Raw genomic sequence first — 14,798 nt, forward strand, 5'->3', positions numbered from 1 at the left:
TATGAACGTTCGATTGTTTCTACTATGGATCGGTTCTCTGTTTTTATTGTCCTCCTGCGAGGAGCTGATTGATATTGACTTAAACGAAGGGGATCCCCGCGTCGTCATTGAGGCGCAGCTGTCGGACCTTGGAGATGTACAGCGCGTACGTGTGTCGGCGTCGGTGGCATTTAATGAGCCCTTCAACTCCAGGCCGCTGGCGGGTGCGACGGTGGTTGTCCGGGATGACCGAGGAGGAAGCTTTCTCTTTCAATATGAGGATAACGGATATTATGTACATCATACTTTTAGGCCAATGGTTGGGAGAAGCTATTTTCTGCAGGTCAACGTGGGCCAAGAGCGATATGAGTCGGTGTGCCGAATGCCCCAATACGTAGAGGTCGATTCCATTGGGGTGCTGGAAGAAACAATCTTCGGAGATCCTTATTACTTCGCTACTTTTAAGTTTAACGATCCGGCAGACATGCCCAATTATTACCTATACGAGCTGTCCATAAATGGCGGAACGTTTCGTTTTGCTTCGGCCCTGAACGACAAGTTTAACGACGGGCTATATGTGACACACCAGATTTCTGACCTGGAAACCGACCTGATGGTCGGAGACAATATCACCGTGCGGCGGTACTGCGTCGATCGGAGTGTTTATCAGTATTGGAGTGAATACCAGAGTACCAATCCCGGAACGGCGGCGCCTGGGAATCCGACGTCAAATATATCGAACGATGCGCTAGGGTATTTCTCCGTCGCTTCGGCGAAGGAATTCGCGATGCGTATTGAAGCCCGCGACATAGGGGATTAACGTCTTGATCCCGTTACAGCAGGGAAAAAGTATAACCCCGCTCTTGTAGATAAGCAATCGCTCTGGGCAGTGCATACGATAGGCGGGGCATAGCTTTTACGTTATCGTGGAATACGATGATAGAGCCGTTGCGACTGTACCGTACAACGTTTCGAAAGCATTTTTCGGGTGTAAGATTTAAATCAAAATCGCCCGATAGTACGTCCCAGAAGATGATGCGGTAGTGTTTCGAAATTTCCTTCAGCTGGGACTTTTTAGCCCGGGCGTATGGCGGGCGGAATAGGTCTGTTTTTGTAAGCTCCTGGCACGCTTGGATATCCTTCAGATAGGTAGCGTCCCCCGTATCCCAACCGCGCAGGTGATGATACGTATGATTGCCTACCTGATGTCCATCTGCTAGGATACGTTCGAAAATTGAAGGGTTTTTTCGGATGTTGTCCCCGACACAGAAGAATGTTGCTTTTACATCGTAATAGGCCAACGTATCCAGAACGAATGGGGTGATCTCCGGTATAGGGCCATCGTCGAACGTAAGGTATACTTTTTTTTCTGTTCTAGACTTATTGAACACCACTTCGGGATAGCACCAGCGTAAAAAAAAAGGAGCGTTCACAAAATACATGTTGATAATATCAATTTTTTGTCTCAAATTTAGGAATCATTTATACTTAAATTACGAAATGATAAGAAAAATATCTTCCTGTATATTTTGTTTAATGGTTTTACTTGGTATGCAGATGCCGGGATGTTACGCGCAGATTACGTTGGAAAATGCCATTAAGACCACGCTGGAGCGTAATCTGCAAATTAGACAGGCACAATTTGGCTATCAGCTGACCGAGCAGGATCTTTATCAGTCGAAATCGGAGTTATATCCGAATTTGTCGTTTGGCGCCAGCAACTCCTACAACTATGGATTGACGTTCGACCAGACATCGGGGCAGTTAATCCGCGGAAACGATTGGACGAGTAACGCGGGGGCACAACTTTCATCTAGCGTCGCTATATTTCAGGGATTTCAGAGGATAAACCAGATTAAAGCAAACAAGATACAGCTATCTATCGACGCTACAGAGGTGGACAAAATAAAAAATGATCTTACGCTGTCGGTCGTCACCAACTATCTGGAGGCTATTACCAATGGGGAGCTCTATGAAGCGGCTATGCAGCAGGTTAAGCTATCGAGGGAGCAGCTGCGTCAGGATAGCATTCAGTTTTCGGTGGGCAATAAAACGGTTGCCGACCTTGCTCAGGCGGAAAATCAGGTCGCTACCGACGAACTTAATATTATGACGTCTGAAAATGCGTATCAGCTCTCGCTGCTTAACCTCAAGCAGTTGATGGAAATGTCCCCCGATACCGTATTTACGCTGGTTAAACCGAATATTGCAGAAGTTATGGCCGAGTATGCGATCACTTCCTTTGACGACGTTTTCAATAAAGCGTTGGCCACACAGCCCGTCATCGAACAGGCAACGTACATCAAGAGCCTGGCTCTGAAAAATATCGACATCGCCAGAGGTGCATTTTTTCCAACTATCAGTTTATCCGTAGGTTACGGTACAAACTATTCCTCGCAGGCGTTTGATCCAGTAACGAGGGCAAGATTGGACTTCTTGGATCAGTTTAACGAAAACAGGTCTTTTCGGGGAACGGTGGGGCTGGAAGTGCCGATTTTCAATAACAACCAAACGAAGGTAGCGGTAAACAAAGCAAAAATAAATTATCTGCAGGCAGAAAATGACGAGGCCATCGCCCGGCGTAATTTAGAGAAGACCATAGCACAGGCAATCCTTGATCTAAGGTCGGCAAACAAGCAATACTTCGCTTCGCAGGTGGCGTTCAATACATCGCGCGTGGCCTATGAAACGATCAAGGAACGTTATGATGTCGGCATGGCGAACTCTATAGAGATGTTTACCGCCCAGACGAATATGAACAAAGCGGAATTCGAGATGATCCGAAGAAAATATGAAATGGTATTTCGGGGGAAAGTAATCGACTATTACATTGGCAATCCTATTACATTCTAATAAAATATAATTCATGGCAAAGAAAAAGAGCAATCTGCCTAAAATACTGGTAATCGCTGCGGTCTTGATTTTAATCCTTGTCGTTGTGGGGAGCAAACTGGGATGGTTTGGTGATGGAGCGGAACAAAAGGTGGCCGTCGATGTTGTTGAGGAGAAAACGATATCCGAACTTGTTTCTGCGAGCGGCAAGGTGCAGCCCGAGTTTGAAGTGAAGCTGAGTTCTGAAGTGTCAGGCGAGATCATCGAACTGAATGTCCGAGAAGGACAGGTAGTAAAAAAAGGAGACGTGTTGTGTCGCGTAAAGCCAGATTTATTGCAATCGAGCTATGATCAGGTGGCCGCTATGGTAAGCCAGCAGCGAGCCAATCTTGCCGCAGCCCAGCAGATGCTAAGGCAACAGGAAGCGAACTTCGTAAACACAGAGGCAATTTATAAAAGAAGCCTCGAGCTTTTCGAAAAACGCGTTATTTCTGCCTCCGAAATGGATAAGGCGCGGGCCGACTACGAAAGTGCCCAGGCAAGTATAGAATCGCAGCGGCAGCAGGTGGTGGCCTCCCGTTTTGCCGTGAGCCAGTCGCAGGCACAACTTCAGGAGGCTGGAAACAGCTTGTCCCGAACGACCATTTACGCCCCCTCGGATGGCGTGGTCTCCCTACTGTCGATAGAGCTGGGAGAACGTGTCGTCGGAACGGCGCAGATGGCCGGTACCGAGATTATGCGTATAGCAAATATGTCCACAATGGAGGTCAATGTCGAGGTAAACGAAAACGATATCAACAGGGTAAAGGTAGGCAATGAAGCCACCATCGAGGTGGATGCATTTCAGGGCCGGAAATTCAAGGGGGTGGTGACGGAGATATCGAGTTCTTCGACCTCTACTGGAACGACGACTGCTACGACTTCGGCAGAGCAGGTGACTAACTTCAACGTGAAGGTGCGGATCGAGGCATCGTCCTATGAAGATCTAATCGATGAAAATAATATCCATTCTTCTCCGTTTAAGCCGGGACTTTCCGCGACCGTCCAGATTCATACCAAGTCAGATAAAGGACTCATTGTCCCGATTCAGGCCGTAACTGTACGTTCATCGGACGCAAAAGCGGATTCGCTGAGCAACGGCGAAATGAAAGAGTACGTTTTTGTGCTCGCAGGCGATGTTGTCAAAATGACGGAGGTCAAAACGGGAATACAGGACGACACCAACATCATTGTTAAATCTGGACTGAAGAAAGGAGATGAAGTTGTATCCCGTCCGTTCAATGCCATTTCCAAGACACTGCAGGACGGCACACGGGTGAAGAAGGTGGCCGCCAGCGAATTAAAATAAGGATTCAACCTGGAATATGCTGAGGTGAAAAAAACGTTGCTTTTCTTAGAGATGAGTGAGAACGAGCGAAAAGGTTTTCTCGTTCTGCTAGTCATTATTGTCGCGGCAGCCGTTGTCCCTCGGATCTATATCGCTTACGGTGGGAAACATGCCGAAGATATCGTCTATACGTCAATCAGCGAAAAGGCAGAAGCCGATGAATATTTCCAGCCGCAGAAAGATGAGGAACATTCAACCACCGACGCGCTTAAACAGAAAGACGACCATCGGCCAACGAAATATCGTCTGTTTCCTTTCAATCCGAATGGCCTGCCGGTGGAAAAATGGCAGGAGCTGGGGTTTACGGATAAGCAGATACGGGTGATTAAAAACTACGAGGCAAAAGGGGGACGCTTTTCGTCAAAAGCAGACCTAGCCAAAGTGTATTCTATTTCCGATAGAGATTTAGAGCGTATAGGGCCGTACCTCGTGTTTGAAGAGCCTAGGCGTCCAACACCGGCGGCGGTTCGTGAACGCGCCTATGCGCAGTCTCCGAAAAAGAAGCTTTTGATCGATCTGAACACTGCAGATACTACCGCTCTGAAAGAATTACGCGGAATCGGTTCCGTTCTAGCTACACGCATTGTTAAGTTTCGTGATGGTTTAGGTGGCTTTCACCGGGTCGATCAACTGAGGGAGGTCTACGGTATCTCCGACGATCTGTTTTCTACGTTGCAGCCGTATCTGCAGATAAAAGATAGCACAATAAAGCAGCTGGCGATAAACAAGCTGACGGAAGATGAACTCGCATCCCATCCCTATGTTTCGAAGAAGATGGCCTCGCTGTTATTTCGTTATCGGGAACAACATGGCGACTTCCGGTCGTTGTCCGACCTCCGAAGGATGTATGCTGTGGACCCCGAGTTTTTGCGTAAAATTGAACCCTACTTGAAATTCAACTAAAAGAATGTTAGAAGAACAAATAAAGTCCGCCATTCGGGATATCCCTGATTTTCCGCAACCGGGCATTGTATTTAAAGACATCACCCCGATCTTAAAGAACCAAGCCTTATGTAGCGCCATTGTGGAAGAATTCGCCGACCGCCTGTCGGGGTTACACATTGATGTGGTTGCCGGAGTGGAAAGCCGGGGCTTTTTGTTTGGGATGATGCTGGCCAACAGACTGAATGTTCCCTTTGTCCCTATCCGGAAGCAGGGTAAACTTCCGTTTAAAACTGTAGCTGAGTCGTATAAACTCGAGTACGGTCAAGCCACCATCGAAGTACATGAGGATGCCTTTTCACGGGGAAGCCGTGTCCTACTGCACGACGATCTACTCGCTACGGGCGGAACGGTAGTTGCGGCATCGAAATTAATAGAGAAGTTGGGGGGAGTAGTTGCCGGATACGCATTTGTCGTAAGCCTGACGTTTCTACAGGGCGGGGGGCGGTTAACGCGATTCAGCGACGAAATTGTGTCTTTAGTCGAATACGACTGATCCGCCCGAATGCTTCAGGCTCGTCATCGCAGTTTCATGGAGATTCAACTCTGTAAGTCGATCATCGTGTTTACGATTCGCCGGCTTCACAGCTTTGTCGATTATTGCTTATCGAGTGTGTGAGGGAGCTCCGTAAGGCAGGAGAGAAGTCTGCATGACTTGCAGAGCCCCTTTGTGTTACCTCTTGTAATATTTCATTGCTGTCGGTATCAGTTTCTTGATATCGTTGATCCTTCTCGCATCGCTGGGGTGGGTGCTCAAAAACTCCGGCGTAGAATTGGCCGCCTTCGCAGATGCCATCCGTTCCCAAAAACCTACGGCGCTTTCAGGGCTGTAGCCTGCCATCGCCATAAATATAAGACCTAATTGATCGGCCTCTGATTCATTATTGCGGGAATACTTCAGTAAGGCCAGCTGTCCGCCTATGCCATAGGCGTTGTTGAGTAGGCCTTGCACGATGGAACTCTTACCTGCGGTAGCCACCCCCAAAACCTGTGCGCCCACCTGCATTGCGTACTGATTGGACATCTGCTCCATCGAGTGGCGGGCGATAGCGTGGGCTATCTCGTGGCCCATAACCGTGGCAAGTCCAGCTTCGTTGGCAGTAAACGGAAGAATCCCCGTGTAGACCGCAACCTTTCCTCCAGGCATGCACCATGCATTGACATCGCTACTTTCTACGAGATTAAACTCCCAGTTGAAGTTGTACTGCTGAGCCAAACCTTCGGCGGCCAAATATTGATTAACGGCCGAAGCAATGCGATTGCCTACGTTCTTGACCAACGCGGCATTTGAAGTCCCCGTAACAACCTTGGTAGAAGATGAATTCAAAAATTCCTTGTAGGCTACCGCTGCCTGTTCCTGAATTTGCTCGTCACTTACGAGCGAAAGTTGCCTCCTGCCCGACAGCGGGACAGTCGAACAAGATGCCAGCACCGCTGCAAGCGCCACCATCGACGTATATCTATATATCTTTTTCATTGTATTAATTATTGATTCGTGTTTGCATCTATTGTATTCGTGAATGCTTCGCATTTTCTTGTGATGAAGGATATCGCAATTTATGCACATTCACCTATTAAATTTCGTTTTCACCGGCGCCCGGTTGTCCTGACCCCTGCTGTTTGCTCCGATGAAATCAATGAACGATCCCATTGTGTCGGCATGCCACGGACTACGGGAACCACACAAGGTAAAGCTCTTAATTTTTATACAAAACTTATGCCTAAAACTCAACGTTGCTTTTTCTTGAATAAATAGATCTTCGATTCGTGTCCCTTCAATAGACGCTCGATATTTTTTTGGTGGGTTACCAGTATCAACGCACAGATGGCTATCCCGTACAAAAGTACAGCCGGCACAGACGTGTGAAAGATAAATGCAATGCTGAACGGAAAGGTAAAACCGGCCAGTATGGAGCTAAGGGACACGTAGTGTGTGAAAATGAGTGTAAGCAAAAATACGCTTACACAGCATAATGCTGCTTCGGGATGTATAGCGATCACCATGCCGAATAATGTTGCGACGCCTTTTCCCCCGCGGAAGCCAGCAAAGACCGGAAAGAGATGCCCCAACACGGCGATGACACCCAAAGCTAACTGGAAGTTGACAAATTGTACAGAATTCGGGACACCCACAACTGCCGAATCCAGCAGGTAAGGTAGGTTAGTAGAGGTCCACCCTTTTAAGATATCGACGAACATGACGACAGACCCGGCTTTTTTGCCTAGTACCCTGAAGGTATTGGTGGCGCCCGCATTTCCGCTTCCATATTCACGGACGTCTACCCCGTAGAACGCACCTCCAAACCAAACAGCCGACGGGATAGATCCAAATAGATAAGCTAATATGACTATGCCTACTAAATAAATTGAAATCATATATTAATTTAAGCCTACTAAATATAACTATATAATCTTGGCCTTTAAGCTTAAATCTAAACTTTTAACGGAGTGCGTCAATGCTCCTACAGAAATGAAATCTACGCCCGTGAGCGCATAGTCGCGGATAGTCTCCAAGGTGATTCCGCCCGACGCTTCGGTGACAAGCTTCCCATCAACGAGCTCGACAGCTTCTTTGACTTCGGCTACGGTAAAGTTGTCGAACATAACCCGGTCAACATAGGTGTGCTTTAAAACCTCTTTCAGCTCTGCGAAATTACGTACTTCGATTTCTATTTGGATATCTAGCTTGTTGTCTAGACGATAGGCCTGTGCTTTTTCGAGAGCATTAGTAATTCCCCCGGCATAGTCTACATGGTTGTCCTTGATCAAGATCATATCATACAGTCCGAACCGATGGTTTGCCCCGCCCCCGATGTGTACGGCCTCTTTCTCCAGAAAGCGTAGCAGAGGCGTTGTTTTCCGGGTGTCAAGGACTTGCGCCTTTGTCCCTTTAAGCTGTTCGGTATACTGTTTCGTACGGGTGGCTATTCCTGACATGCGCTGCATGACGTTGAGCACTAGACGTTCGGCCTTCAATATGCTGTGGATAGGCCCTTGTACATAGAAGGCAACTTGCCCTGGTTCTATCGGAGATCCATCCTTTAATAAAATATGCGCGTTAAGCTTAGGGTCAATCACCCGGAAGATTTCCTGTGCAACGGAAACTCCGGCCAATATGCCGACGTCTTTTACGAGCAGCTTTGCTTCTCCTAGTGCAGCGGCATCGATCGTGGACAACGCGGTATGATCACCTTCTCTAACATCTTCCTCGAGCGCCAATTCAACAAATTTCTCCAGTTTACTTAACTCAACTGCCATCTATTCGAATTAAATTATTTAGCGAAGATGACGAAAATATATTTTATTCTAAAATCTTCCGGCCGTTTTTTATCCATTGCCGCCAGCTTCTATTCGTAGTTCCGTTATTTCGAACTGCTCATTATTTTGCACGATTTTTAAAAAAACGCGGTACACATTGCCGCCCGATTGGAGCGAGAAGACGACAAAAGCACTCGACGAGCTTCTGGCCCTCTGCACCTCCTTTAGCCCGGTAACCTTGTTTGTGCGGAAAAAGTCTTCGAGTAGAAGTTCGGCTTGGAACTTGGTGTAGCTGCCCTCGTCGCTCTTTATCGAAAGATGTAAGTTGTTCGAGAAATGCGCGCTTAGCCGCTTAGCGCTGCCTGTTTTTAGTACCGCTGTTATTTCCTTTACCGTATCTTCGAAAGAAGTCGAGGTGAAAGCGTACGACAGCGAATACGCACTGGTTAATATCGCCACGCAAAACGCCTTGACCATCAGCATAAGAGGATTAAAAACCGAACCCAACCACATAACATATCTCCCTTTTTATTGTTGTTATGAATACTAAAATGATGCCAATAATCGTTCTTTTCTGCGGCGGTCGTTCGCCGTATGCCGAATTTCGTATATCTGGGAGATAAGGATATTGCACATCAAAATGAATTTAATTAAGTTTGTGTGTGATTAATTCAGAAAATAAACGAGTAGCGCTATTGATCCTAGACGGTTTAGGATATGGCAGAGAAGATAGTTCAAATGCTGTAAAAGCAGCAAAGACCCCTTTTTTAGATCATCTATTGACAACCTATCCGAACAGCCGTTTGGAGGCGTCTGGAGAAGCTGTCGGACTACCTGATGGTCAGATGGGAAATTCAGAAGTCGGCCATATGAATCTTGGCGCCGGACGTGTTGTATATCAGGAACTCGGGCGTATCAACAAAGCAGCCAACGAGGGAGAGTTCAACAGCAACGCCGTGATTCAGGAAGCTTTTTCCTACGCAAAAGCAACCGGTAAAAAGGTGCATTTTATAGGTTTGCTTTCAGACGGGGGAGTGCATGCGCACATCGCCCACCTGAAAGCTTTGTGCGATGCTGCCGGCAAATCGGGACTTCATAGCGGACAGGTGTTTATCCACGCATTCATGGATGGCCGTGATACCGACCCGAATGGGGGATTGGGATATATAGCGGATTTGCAAAGCCATCTGTCCAATAGTGTCGGTACAATTGCAAGTGCGGTGGGCCGGTATTATGCGATGGATCGCGATAATCGGTGGGAGCGTGTTAAAGAGGCCTACGACCTATTGACCAAAGGTGTAGGAACGCCTACGTCCGACATCCAACAGGCCATTGAAGATTCATACAAAAATGGCGTAACGGACGAGTTTATTAAGCCCATCGTGGTAACAGGACCTGACGGACGTCCGTTGGCTACAATAGCGGATGGTGATGTCGTGTTCTGCTACAATTTCCGCACGGACCGCGGCCGGGAGATAACAATAGCATTGACACAGGAATCATTCCCGCAGTACGGAATGACCCCACTATCCCTTCACTATGTGACGATGACCTCGTACGATGATACCTTTAAAAATGTACACGTTGTCTTTCAAAAAGATAACCTCACCAATACATTGGGAGAGGCGTTAAGTGCGCAGAATAAAACGCAGGTACGTATTGCTGAAACGGAGAAATACCCACACGTGACGTTCTTCTTTTCCGGCGGTCGGGAAGACGAATTTCAGGGTGAAAGGCGGTTGCTCATTCCGTCGCCAAAAGTGGCGACATACGATCTACAACCGGAGATGAGTGCCGAGGGGATTACCGAAGCCATCTGCAAAGATATGATAGAACACACACCAGACTTCATCTGCTTGAATTTTGCCAATCCGGACATGGTGGGACATACGGGCGTTTTCGACGCGGTTGTCAAGGCGGTGGAGACAGTGGACGCCTGTACAAAACAGGTCGTGGAAACAGGCTTGGAACAAGGATATTCTTTTATCATCCTCGCGGACCACGGAAACTCGGAATTTATGGTAAACGACGACGGATCGCCAAATACAGCGCATACGACCAACCTCGTTCCATGCATACTGATAGACAAAGACTACCATCACATTAACGACGGTAAACTGGGAGATGTTGCTCCGACGATACTAACTTTATTGGGTGCACAGATTCCTACAGAGATGAGCGGAAATGTATTGGTATAACGAAAATTATAAAAGATGGAAAGCAGTAGCGGCCGCGGCTGTTACTGCTTTGCTTTTCTCATGCGGCACTAATGAAAAGCCCGCGGCAAAAAGCCGTCCATTTATAGATATCCCTGCTTTTTTTAAGGAAGAGGTAAAATCTTTGTCGGCCCGTAGACCTAGCGTGGTGAAGACTGTAACCAAGGACACGGTGTCCGAACGGAAGGAGCTGCAGGTGGAAAATTGGGCCAACGAACTATCCAGTTTTATGACGGTCGACCTCAACAAGCCGGCATATGCCGGTCATCTTCAGAAAGACAGCACGGCCAACACCGTAATCATCCAATCGCTAGATCCTGCAATAGACATTTCCCGTGTAGAAATTCAGTATGGAGCGGACGGGAAGCCCCACGAGTTTCTTATAAAGCGCACGATTAAAAATTCGCTGTACGAAACTAGGGAGACGTTACACTATAAGAAGGGGGCGAGCTATAGTCTTGAGAAGCATCAATCGGTCCTTGTGCTTGGCGACAAGTACTATCGGATTGAGGGCATCATCGAATAATAGCCGGCAAGATCTCCTGTTTCGTGAACGACCCTGTCTGACAACGCTGGGCAGGGCGACTACCGTGGCTTACGTTGTGCGAAATACGCTTCTATCTTTTCCAGCGGGAAGGCGTTTAGACAGTTTGCTGCGGACAGACCTCCTTTTCGTGCGGCATATACACCATATCGCATATCGGCGAGTCCTTCTGTACGGTGAGCATCGGGGTTGATGGAAAGCAGCACGCCCTTTTCCAGTGCATAGCTCTGCCAGCGCCAGTCGAGGTCGAGACGCAGCGGGTTAGCATTTATCTCAATGACCACGTGGTTGGCGGCACACGCGTCGATGACCTTTTTGTAGTCGATTGGGTACCCTGACCGGCTTAATAGCAGACGGCCTGTGGGGTGCCCGAGTATCGTGGTGTACGGATTCTCAATTGCCCTGATCAGGCGCTGCGTAGCTTTTTCTTCGTCCATGCGGAGATTGCTGTGGATAGACGCCACAACGAAATCAAACCGCTTCAGAACTTCATCCGGATAATCTAAGGATCCGTCGGATAGTATATCAGACTCGATGCCTTTAAAAATCCGGAACGGAGACAGTTTCGCGTTAAGCAACTCTATTTCCGCCCACTGCTGCTCTACGCGTTCTATGGACAGACCATTGGCATAGACCGCACTTCTGGAGTGGTCGCAAACGCCGAGGTACGACAGCCCTAATTCGTCTTTGCTATAGCGTGCCATCTGCTCTACGGTGTGCATTCCGTCACTATAGGTGGAGTGGTTGTGCAGTGCGCCCTTTAAGTCTTGGTATGTAATTAGTTCGGGAAGCGTATGGCTTTGTGCCAATCTGACCTCACGGAGGCCTTCCCTCAGTTCCGGCGGTACGTAAGACAATCCTAAGGCTTCGTAAACAGCCTCTTCTGTCGGCATCGCGGGCAGATCTTCCGCGATAGCTTTTAGCGCGGAAATATGGTCTTTGCTACCCGTGGTCAATAGCAGATCGATCGCCAGATTTTCTTTTTCGGTGGAAATGATCTGATACCGTATACCAAGATCATCTGTAAATAGCAGGGAAGAATCAAATGTCTCCAAGATGGTGTAACCTCCCGCGTTTTCTGCCCACGAGGCAATCTGGTGTATCGCTGTAGTGGTTAGAATATCGACAGAAGATATAATTTCGCATTTCCTACGGAGCTCGCCTGTCAGAAAATGTTGGTCGCCGGAAAACCCGCTGGCTAGTGTATCAAGAAGTTCTGCTGCCAGTTTTTCGACTTTGGCATACAGAAACAGTCCCTGATTGGCGTTCGAAAATTCAATAGCTTTTCGTATCTCTTCCTGCGTTTTCAGACCAAATCCTTTGGCCTCGACGAGCCTGTTTTCGTTACACGCATAAAGTAGCTCCCCCACAGACTCAATCCCGAGCTCTCTCCAGATCACCTGGATCTTCTTTGGCCCCAGACCTTTAATTGAAAGCATGTCCAAAACCCCATGTGGCGTCTTGGACACCAGCTGATCTAGCTCCGGAAAAGACCCGGTTTCGATAATCGAAATAATCTTTTCGGCTGTGCTTTTTCCTATTCCCTGCTGTTCACTTAGCTGATCAGGCGTAGCATCCACCGCCGGGAACGGGAGTTTGTTAACTTTAAAAGATGCGGCAGCCATAGCTTTCGTCCGGAACGGGTTCTCATTGAACACCTCCATTAATTGACTGCACAGTTTGAATGTTTTTGCTATGGCCTTATTTTCCATGTTACGCTAAGAATGTTGATATGTTGTTTCCTCTTTTTCAGCTTCCGGTCGTGTATAGCGATTGATGATCAGCCGGATCCCGCTGTTTTTGGTAAAAAACTTGATAGACCAGTTGACAAATGTTACCAGTTTATTCCGGAACCCAAAGATAGAAACTAAATGCACAAACATCCACGTCATCCATGCTAAAAATCCTTTCATGTGGAAATTCCCGAGGTCGACAACGGCCCGGTTACGTCCCACCGTGGCCATCGACCCCTTATCAAAATACTTGAAGTTCTCGACAGTTTGGTTGTTCATGGTGCTGAGAATGTGTTTGGCGACATATTTTCCTTGCTGTTGAGCAACGGGAGCTACGCCGGGGAGACCCCGAGGGGTCGAGTCTGTTATCATTGCGGCGACGTCGCCGATGGCGTAAACGTTTTCCATACCTTCGACGCGGCACTGCCCATCTGTTTGGATACGGTTACCTCGCTGAATGGTTTCTGCTGCTATGCCCGCTGGAAATTGTCCCATAACACCGGCTCCCCATATTACCGTCTTCGTTGGGATAGACTCGCCATTGGAAAAGGTAATTGTATTGCCGTCGTAGCCGGTCACCTGCGTGTTCAGCATGACGTTCACGCCCAGCTCTTTTAAATATCGTTCAGCGTCCTGGGACGATTTTTCAGACAAAGCACCAAGGACCTTGCCCGTTCCTTCGACGAGGAATACTTTCATCTCGTGTGTTGACAGTTCCGGGTAGTCCTTTTTTAGCATATGTAGCTGTATCTCGGCTATCGCTCCCGAAAGCTCGACGCCGGTAGGACCTCCGCCAACGACGACAAAGTTGAGGTAGCGCTCACGGTCGTGAAGGTTGCGTCGTAGAACAGCTTCTTCCAGGTTTTGCAATACATAACTCCTGATGTTCAGTGCTTCGTGTATACTTTTCATCGGAAGCGCATATTTTTCGACCTGCTTATTGCCGAAAAAATTAGACGTCGCTCCCGTTGCGATAATGAGGTAGTCGTAATCATAGTCGCCCACTGAAGTTTTCACGATTTTCTCTTTCTGGTCGATCTGTAGTACCTCAGCCATCCTGAACCGGAAATTCTGCTGGGATTTGAACATCTTGCGGATAGGGAACGAGATGGCGTCGGCGGCCAGCGTTCCTGTTGCCACCTGGTACATCAGGGGTTGGAAAGTGTGGAAGTTATTCCGATCTATCAGCAAAACCTCGACCTCTTTGTCTTTAAACTGCTTGGCAGCTTCTACGCCGCCAAAACCGCCGCCAATGATGATAACCCTTGGAAAGCTTCTTTCAGAACGATCTAATAACATATAAACTAATTTTGTTCAAATTTGAAGTAGGTTGCAAATATCCGACAGTTTCGTTACATTAACATTAACTTATCTTCATATTTATGAGAGCTTTTCAGACACATTTACATTCCTTGGTGGATAGTCTGGCTATTCCGGAAAATGTCCCGACTGAGTTAGATCGGTCAAAAACCTCCGTTACATAAAATTTTGCCGGTCCAGAATTTCAGAATTTGAACCTACTTATTCCTTTCTTACAAAGGTAAGAAAACTTAGTGTTATTTATACACTTAGACTGATCATTGTAGTGCGCCCTTGATGACAATGGATAATCCGTCGTTGTCGTTCGTCAGGTGCAGCTGGCACGCCAGCCGGCTGTTGTCGTTGGCATCGGGTAAGGTATCGAGCATGTCCAGCTCCTGGTCGGACGGATCGGGGAGACGTCCGCTACCTTCTTTGATCTGAACATGACAGGTAGCGCAGAGGGCCATTCCACCGCATGTAGCCAATATATCATACTCTGACGCCTTTAGGATTTCCATCAGGTTTAAGTTGATATCTGTTGGTACCTCGATCGTGCGTATCGTCCCATCGCGGTCCTCTACGAGAATATTGATAAGATTTTCCAT

15 protein-coding genes are annotated in these 14,798 nt (G+C 47.7%); 7 read left to right on the forward strand and 8 right to left on the reverse strand.

The features are described 5' to 3' along the window. Nucleotide 1: 1 nt before the first annotated feature. On the forward strand, nucleotides 2-799 hold the full coding sequence (locus BC792_RS02215) for a DUF4249 domain-containing protein (RefSeq protein ID WP_170249930.1): 798 nt from the start codon (nucleotides 2-4) through the stop codon (nucleotides 797-799). A 13-nt stretch (nucleotides 800-812) separates the two neighbouring features. Here BC792_RS02215 and BC792_RS02220 read toward each other — a convergent pair whose 3' ends face one another. Next, the gene (locus tag BC792_RS02220) at nucleotides 813-1,448 is read right to left on the reverse strand and encodes a polysaccharide deacetylase family protein (protein ID WP_317131702.1); all 636 of its coding nucleotides are present in this window, start codon (nucleotides 1,446-1,448) and stop codon (nucleotides 813-815) included. 31 nt (nucleotides 1,449-1,479) lie between these two features. Between BC792_RS02220 and BC792_RS02225 the strand changes: the two genes are divergently transcribed. Genes BC792_RS02225 through BC792_RS02240 form a run of 4 tightly spaced genes read left to right on the forward strand, consistent with a single transcriptional unit; the run spans nucleotide 1,480 to nucleotide 5,636 of the window. Then, nucleotides 1,480-2,832, forward strand: coding sequence for a TolC family protein (locus tag BC792_RS02225; protein WP_148907357.1), 1,353 nt, complete (start codon nucleotides 1,480-1,482; stop codon nucleotides 2,830-2,832). Between the two features lie 13 nt (nucleotides 2,833-2,845). After that, nucleotides 2,846-4,159 carry an efflux RND transporter periplasmic adaptor subunit gene (locus BC792_RS02230; RefSeq protein ID WP_148907358.1) on the forward strand — a complete coding sequence of 438 codons (1,314 nt, stop codon included), beginning with the start codon at nucleotides 2,846-2,848 and terminating at the stop codon, nucleotides 4,157-4,159. A 51-nt stretch (nucleotides 4,160-4,210) separates the two neighbouring features. Further along, on the forward strand, nucleotides 4,211-5,101 hold the full coding sequence (locus BC792_RS02235; RefSeq protein WP_148907359.1) for a ComEA family DNA-binding protein: 891 nt from the start codon (nucleotides 4,211-4,213) through the stop codon (nucleotides 5,099-5,101). Nucleotides 5,102-5,105: 4 nt separating this feature from the next. Then, the gene (locus BC792_RS02240; RefSeq protein ID WP_148907360.1) at nucleotides 5,106-5,636 is read left to right on the forward strand and encodes an adenine phosphoribosyltransferase; all 531 of its coding nucleotides are present in this window, start codon (nucleotides 5,106-5,108) and stop codon (nucleotides 5,634-5,636) included. 177 nt (nucleotides 5,637-5,813) lie between these two features. Here the strand turns inward: BC792_RS02240 and BC792_RS02245 are convergent, their stop codons facing one another. The 4 genes from BC792_RS02245 to BC792_RS02260 form a co-directional block, all read right to left on the reverse strand. After that, complete coding sequence (locus BC792_RS02245; RefSeq protein WP_148907361.1) at nucleotides 5,814-6,617, reverse strand: M48 family metallopeptidase; 804 nt, start codon at nucleotides 6,615-6,617, stop codon at nucleotides 5,814-5,816. 251 nt (nucleotides 6,618-6,868) lie between these two features. Beyond that, a complete protein-coding gene (gene plsY / locus BC792_RS02250) occupies nucleotides 6,869-7,516 on the reverse strand; it encodes a glycerol-3-phosphate 1-O-acyltransferase PlsY (RefSeq protein WP_148907362.1) in 648 nt (215 codons plus the stop codon). 27 nt (nucleotides 7,517-7,543) lie between these two features. After that, nucleotides 7,544-8,398: a carboxylating nicotinate-nucleotide diphosphorylase gene (gene nadC, locus BC792_RS02255; protein ID WP_148907363.1), complete on the reverse strand. Its 855-nt coding sequence runs from the start codon at nucleotides 8,396-8,398 to the stop codon at nucleotides 7,544-7,546. Between the two features lie 69 nt (nucleotides 8,399-8,467). Further along, entirely contained in the window at nucleotides 8,468-8,911 is a 444-nt protein-coding gene (locus BC792_RS02260; protein ID WP_148907364.1) for a DUF4783 domain-containing protein, read from the reverse strand. Nucleotides 8,912-9,060: 149 nt separating this feature from the next. On the opposite strand from BC792_RS02260, the gene gpmI reads away from it, so the two are divergent. Continuing rightward, entirely contained in the window at nucleotides 9,061-10,596 is a 1,536-nt protein-coding gene (gpmI, locus tag BC792_RS02265) for a 2,3-bisphosphoglycerate-independent phosphoglycerate mutase (protein ID WP_425262444.1), read from the forward strand. Beyond that, on the forward strand, nucleotides 10,583-11,140 hold the full coding sequence (locus tag BC792_RS02270; protein WP_148907365.1) for a hypothetical protein: 558 nt from the start codon (nucleotides 10,583-10,585) through the stop codon (nucleotides 11,138-11,140). Before gpmI ends, BC792_RS02270 begins: the two co-directional genes overlap by 14 nt. A gap of 59 nt (nucleotides 11,141-11,199) precedes the next feature. Here the strand turns inward: BC792_RS02270 and BC792_RS02275 are convergent, their stop codons facing one another. From BC792_RS02275 to BC792_RS02285, 3 genes are all read right to left on the reverse strand, one after another. After that, entirely contained in the window at nucleotides 11,200-12,870 is a 1,671-nt protein-coding gene (locus BC792_RS02275; RefSeq protein ID WP_148907366.1) for a DNA polymerase/3'-5' exonuclease PolX, read from the reverse strand. Nucleotides 12,871-12,876: 6 nt separating this feature from the next. Next, nucleotides 12,877-14,190 (reverse strand): NAD(P)/FAD-dependent oxidoreductase, encoded by a 1,314-nt coding sequence (locus BC792_RS02280; protein WP_148907367.1) that lies wholly within the window; start codon nucleotides 14,188-14,190, stop codon nucleotides 12,877-12,879. Between the two features lie 278 nt (nucleotides 14,191-14,468). Further along, on the reverse strand, nucleotides 14,469-14,798 hold the full coding sequence (locus BC792_RS02285; RefSeq protein ID WP_148907368.1) for a 2Fe-2S iron-sulfur cluster-binding protein: 330 nt from the start codon (nucleotides 14,796-14,798) through the stop codon (nucleotides 14,469-14,471).

This window comes from Sphingobacterium allocomposti, from assembly GCF_008124885.1.
Lineage (GTDB): Bacteria > Bacteroidota > Bacteroidia > Sphingobacteriales > Sphingobacteriaceae > Sphingobacterium > Sphingobacterium allocomposti.

Excerpts from the sequence above, each read along its gene's own strand:
- BC792_RS02215 (WP_170249930.1), top strand. The coding sequence starts at position 2 with ATGAACGTTCGATTGTTTCTACTATGGATCGGTTCTCTGTTTTTATTG.
- BC792_RS02225 (WP_148907357.1), top strand. The coding sequence starts at position 1,480 with ATGATAAGAAAAATATCTTCCTGTATATTTTGTTTAATGGTTTTACTT.
- BC792_RS02230 (WP_148907358.1), top strand. The coding sequence starts at position 2,846 with ATGGCAAAGAAAAAGAGCAATCTGCCTAAAATACTGGTAATCGCTGCG.
- BC792_RS02235 (WP_148907359.1), top strand. The coding sequence starts at position 4,211 with ATGAGTGAGAACGAGCGAAAAGGTTTTCTCGTTCTGCTAGTCATTATT.
- BC792_RS02240 (WP_148907360.1), top strand. The coding sequence starts at position 5,106 with ATGTTAGAAGAACAAATAAAGTCCGCCATTCGGGATATCCCTGATTTT.
- BC792_RS02245 (WP_148907361.1), bottom strand. The coding sequence starts at position 6,617 with ATGAAAAAGATATATAGATATACGTCGATGGTGGCGCTTGCAGCGGTG.
- plsY (WP_148907362.1), bottom strand. The coding sequence starts at position 7,516 with ATGATTTCAATTTATTTAGTAGGCATAGTCATATTAGCTTATCTATTT.
- nadC (WP_148907363.1), bottom strand. The coding sequence starts at position 8,398 with ATGGCAGTTGAGTTAAGTAAACTGGAGAAATTTGTTGAATTGGCGCTC.
- BC792_RS02260 (WP_148907364.1), bottom strand. The coding sequence starts at position 8,911 with ATGTGGTTGGGTTCGGTTTTTAATCCTCTTATGCTGATGGTCAAGGCG.
- BC792_RS02270 (WP_148907365.1), top strand. The coding sequence starts at position 10,583 with ATGTATTGGTATAACGAAAATTATAAAAGATGGAAAGCAGTAGCGGCC.
- BC792_RS02275 (WP_148907366.1), bottom strand. The coding sequence starts at position 12,870 with ATGGAAAATAAGGCCATAGCAAAAACATTCAAACTGTGCAGTCAATTA.
- BC792_RS02280 (WP_148907367.1), bottom strand. The coding sequence starts at position 14,190 with ATGTTATTAGATCGTTCTGAAAGAAGCTTTCCAAGGGTTATCATCATT.
- BC792_RS02285 (WP_148907368.1), bottom strand. The coding sequence starts at position 14,798 with ATGGAAAATCTTATCAATATTCTCGTAGAGGACCGCGATGGGACGATA.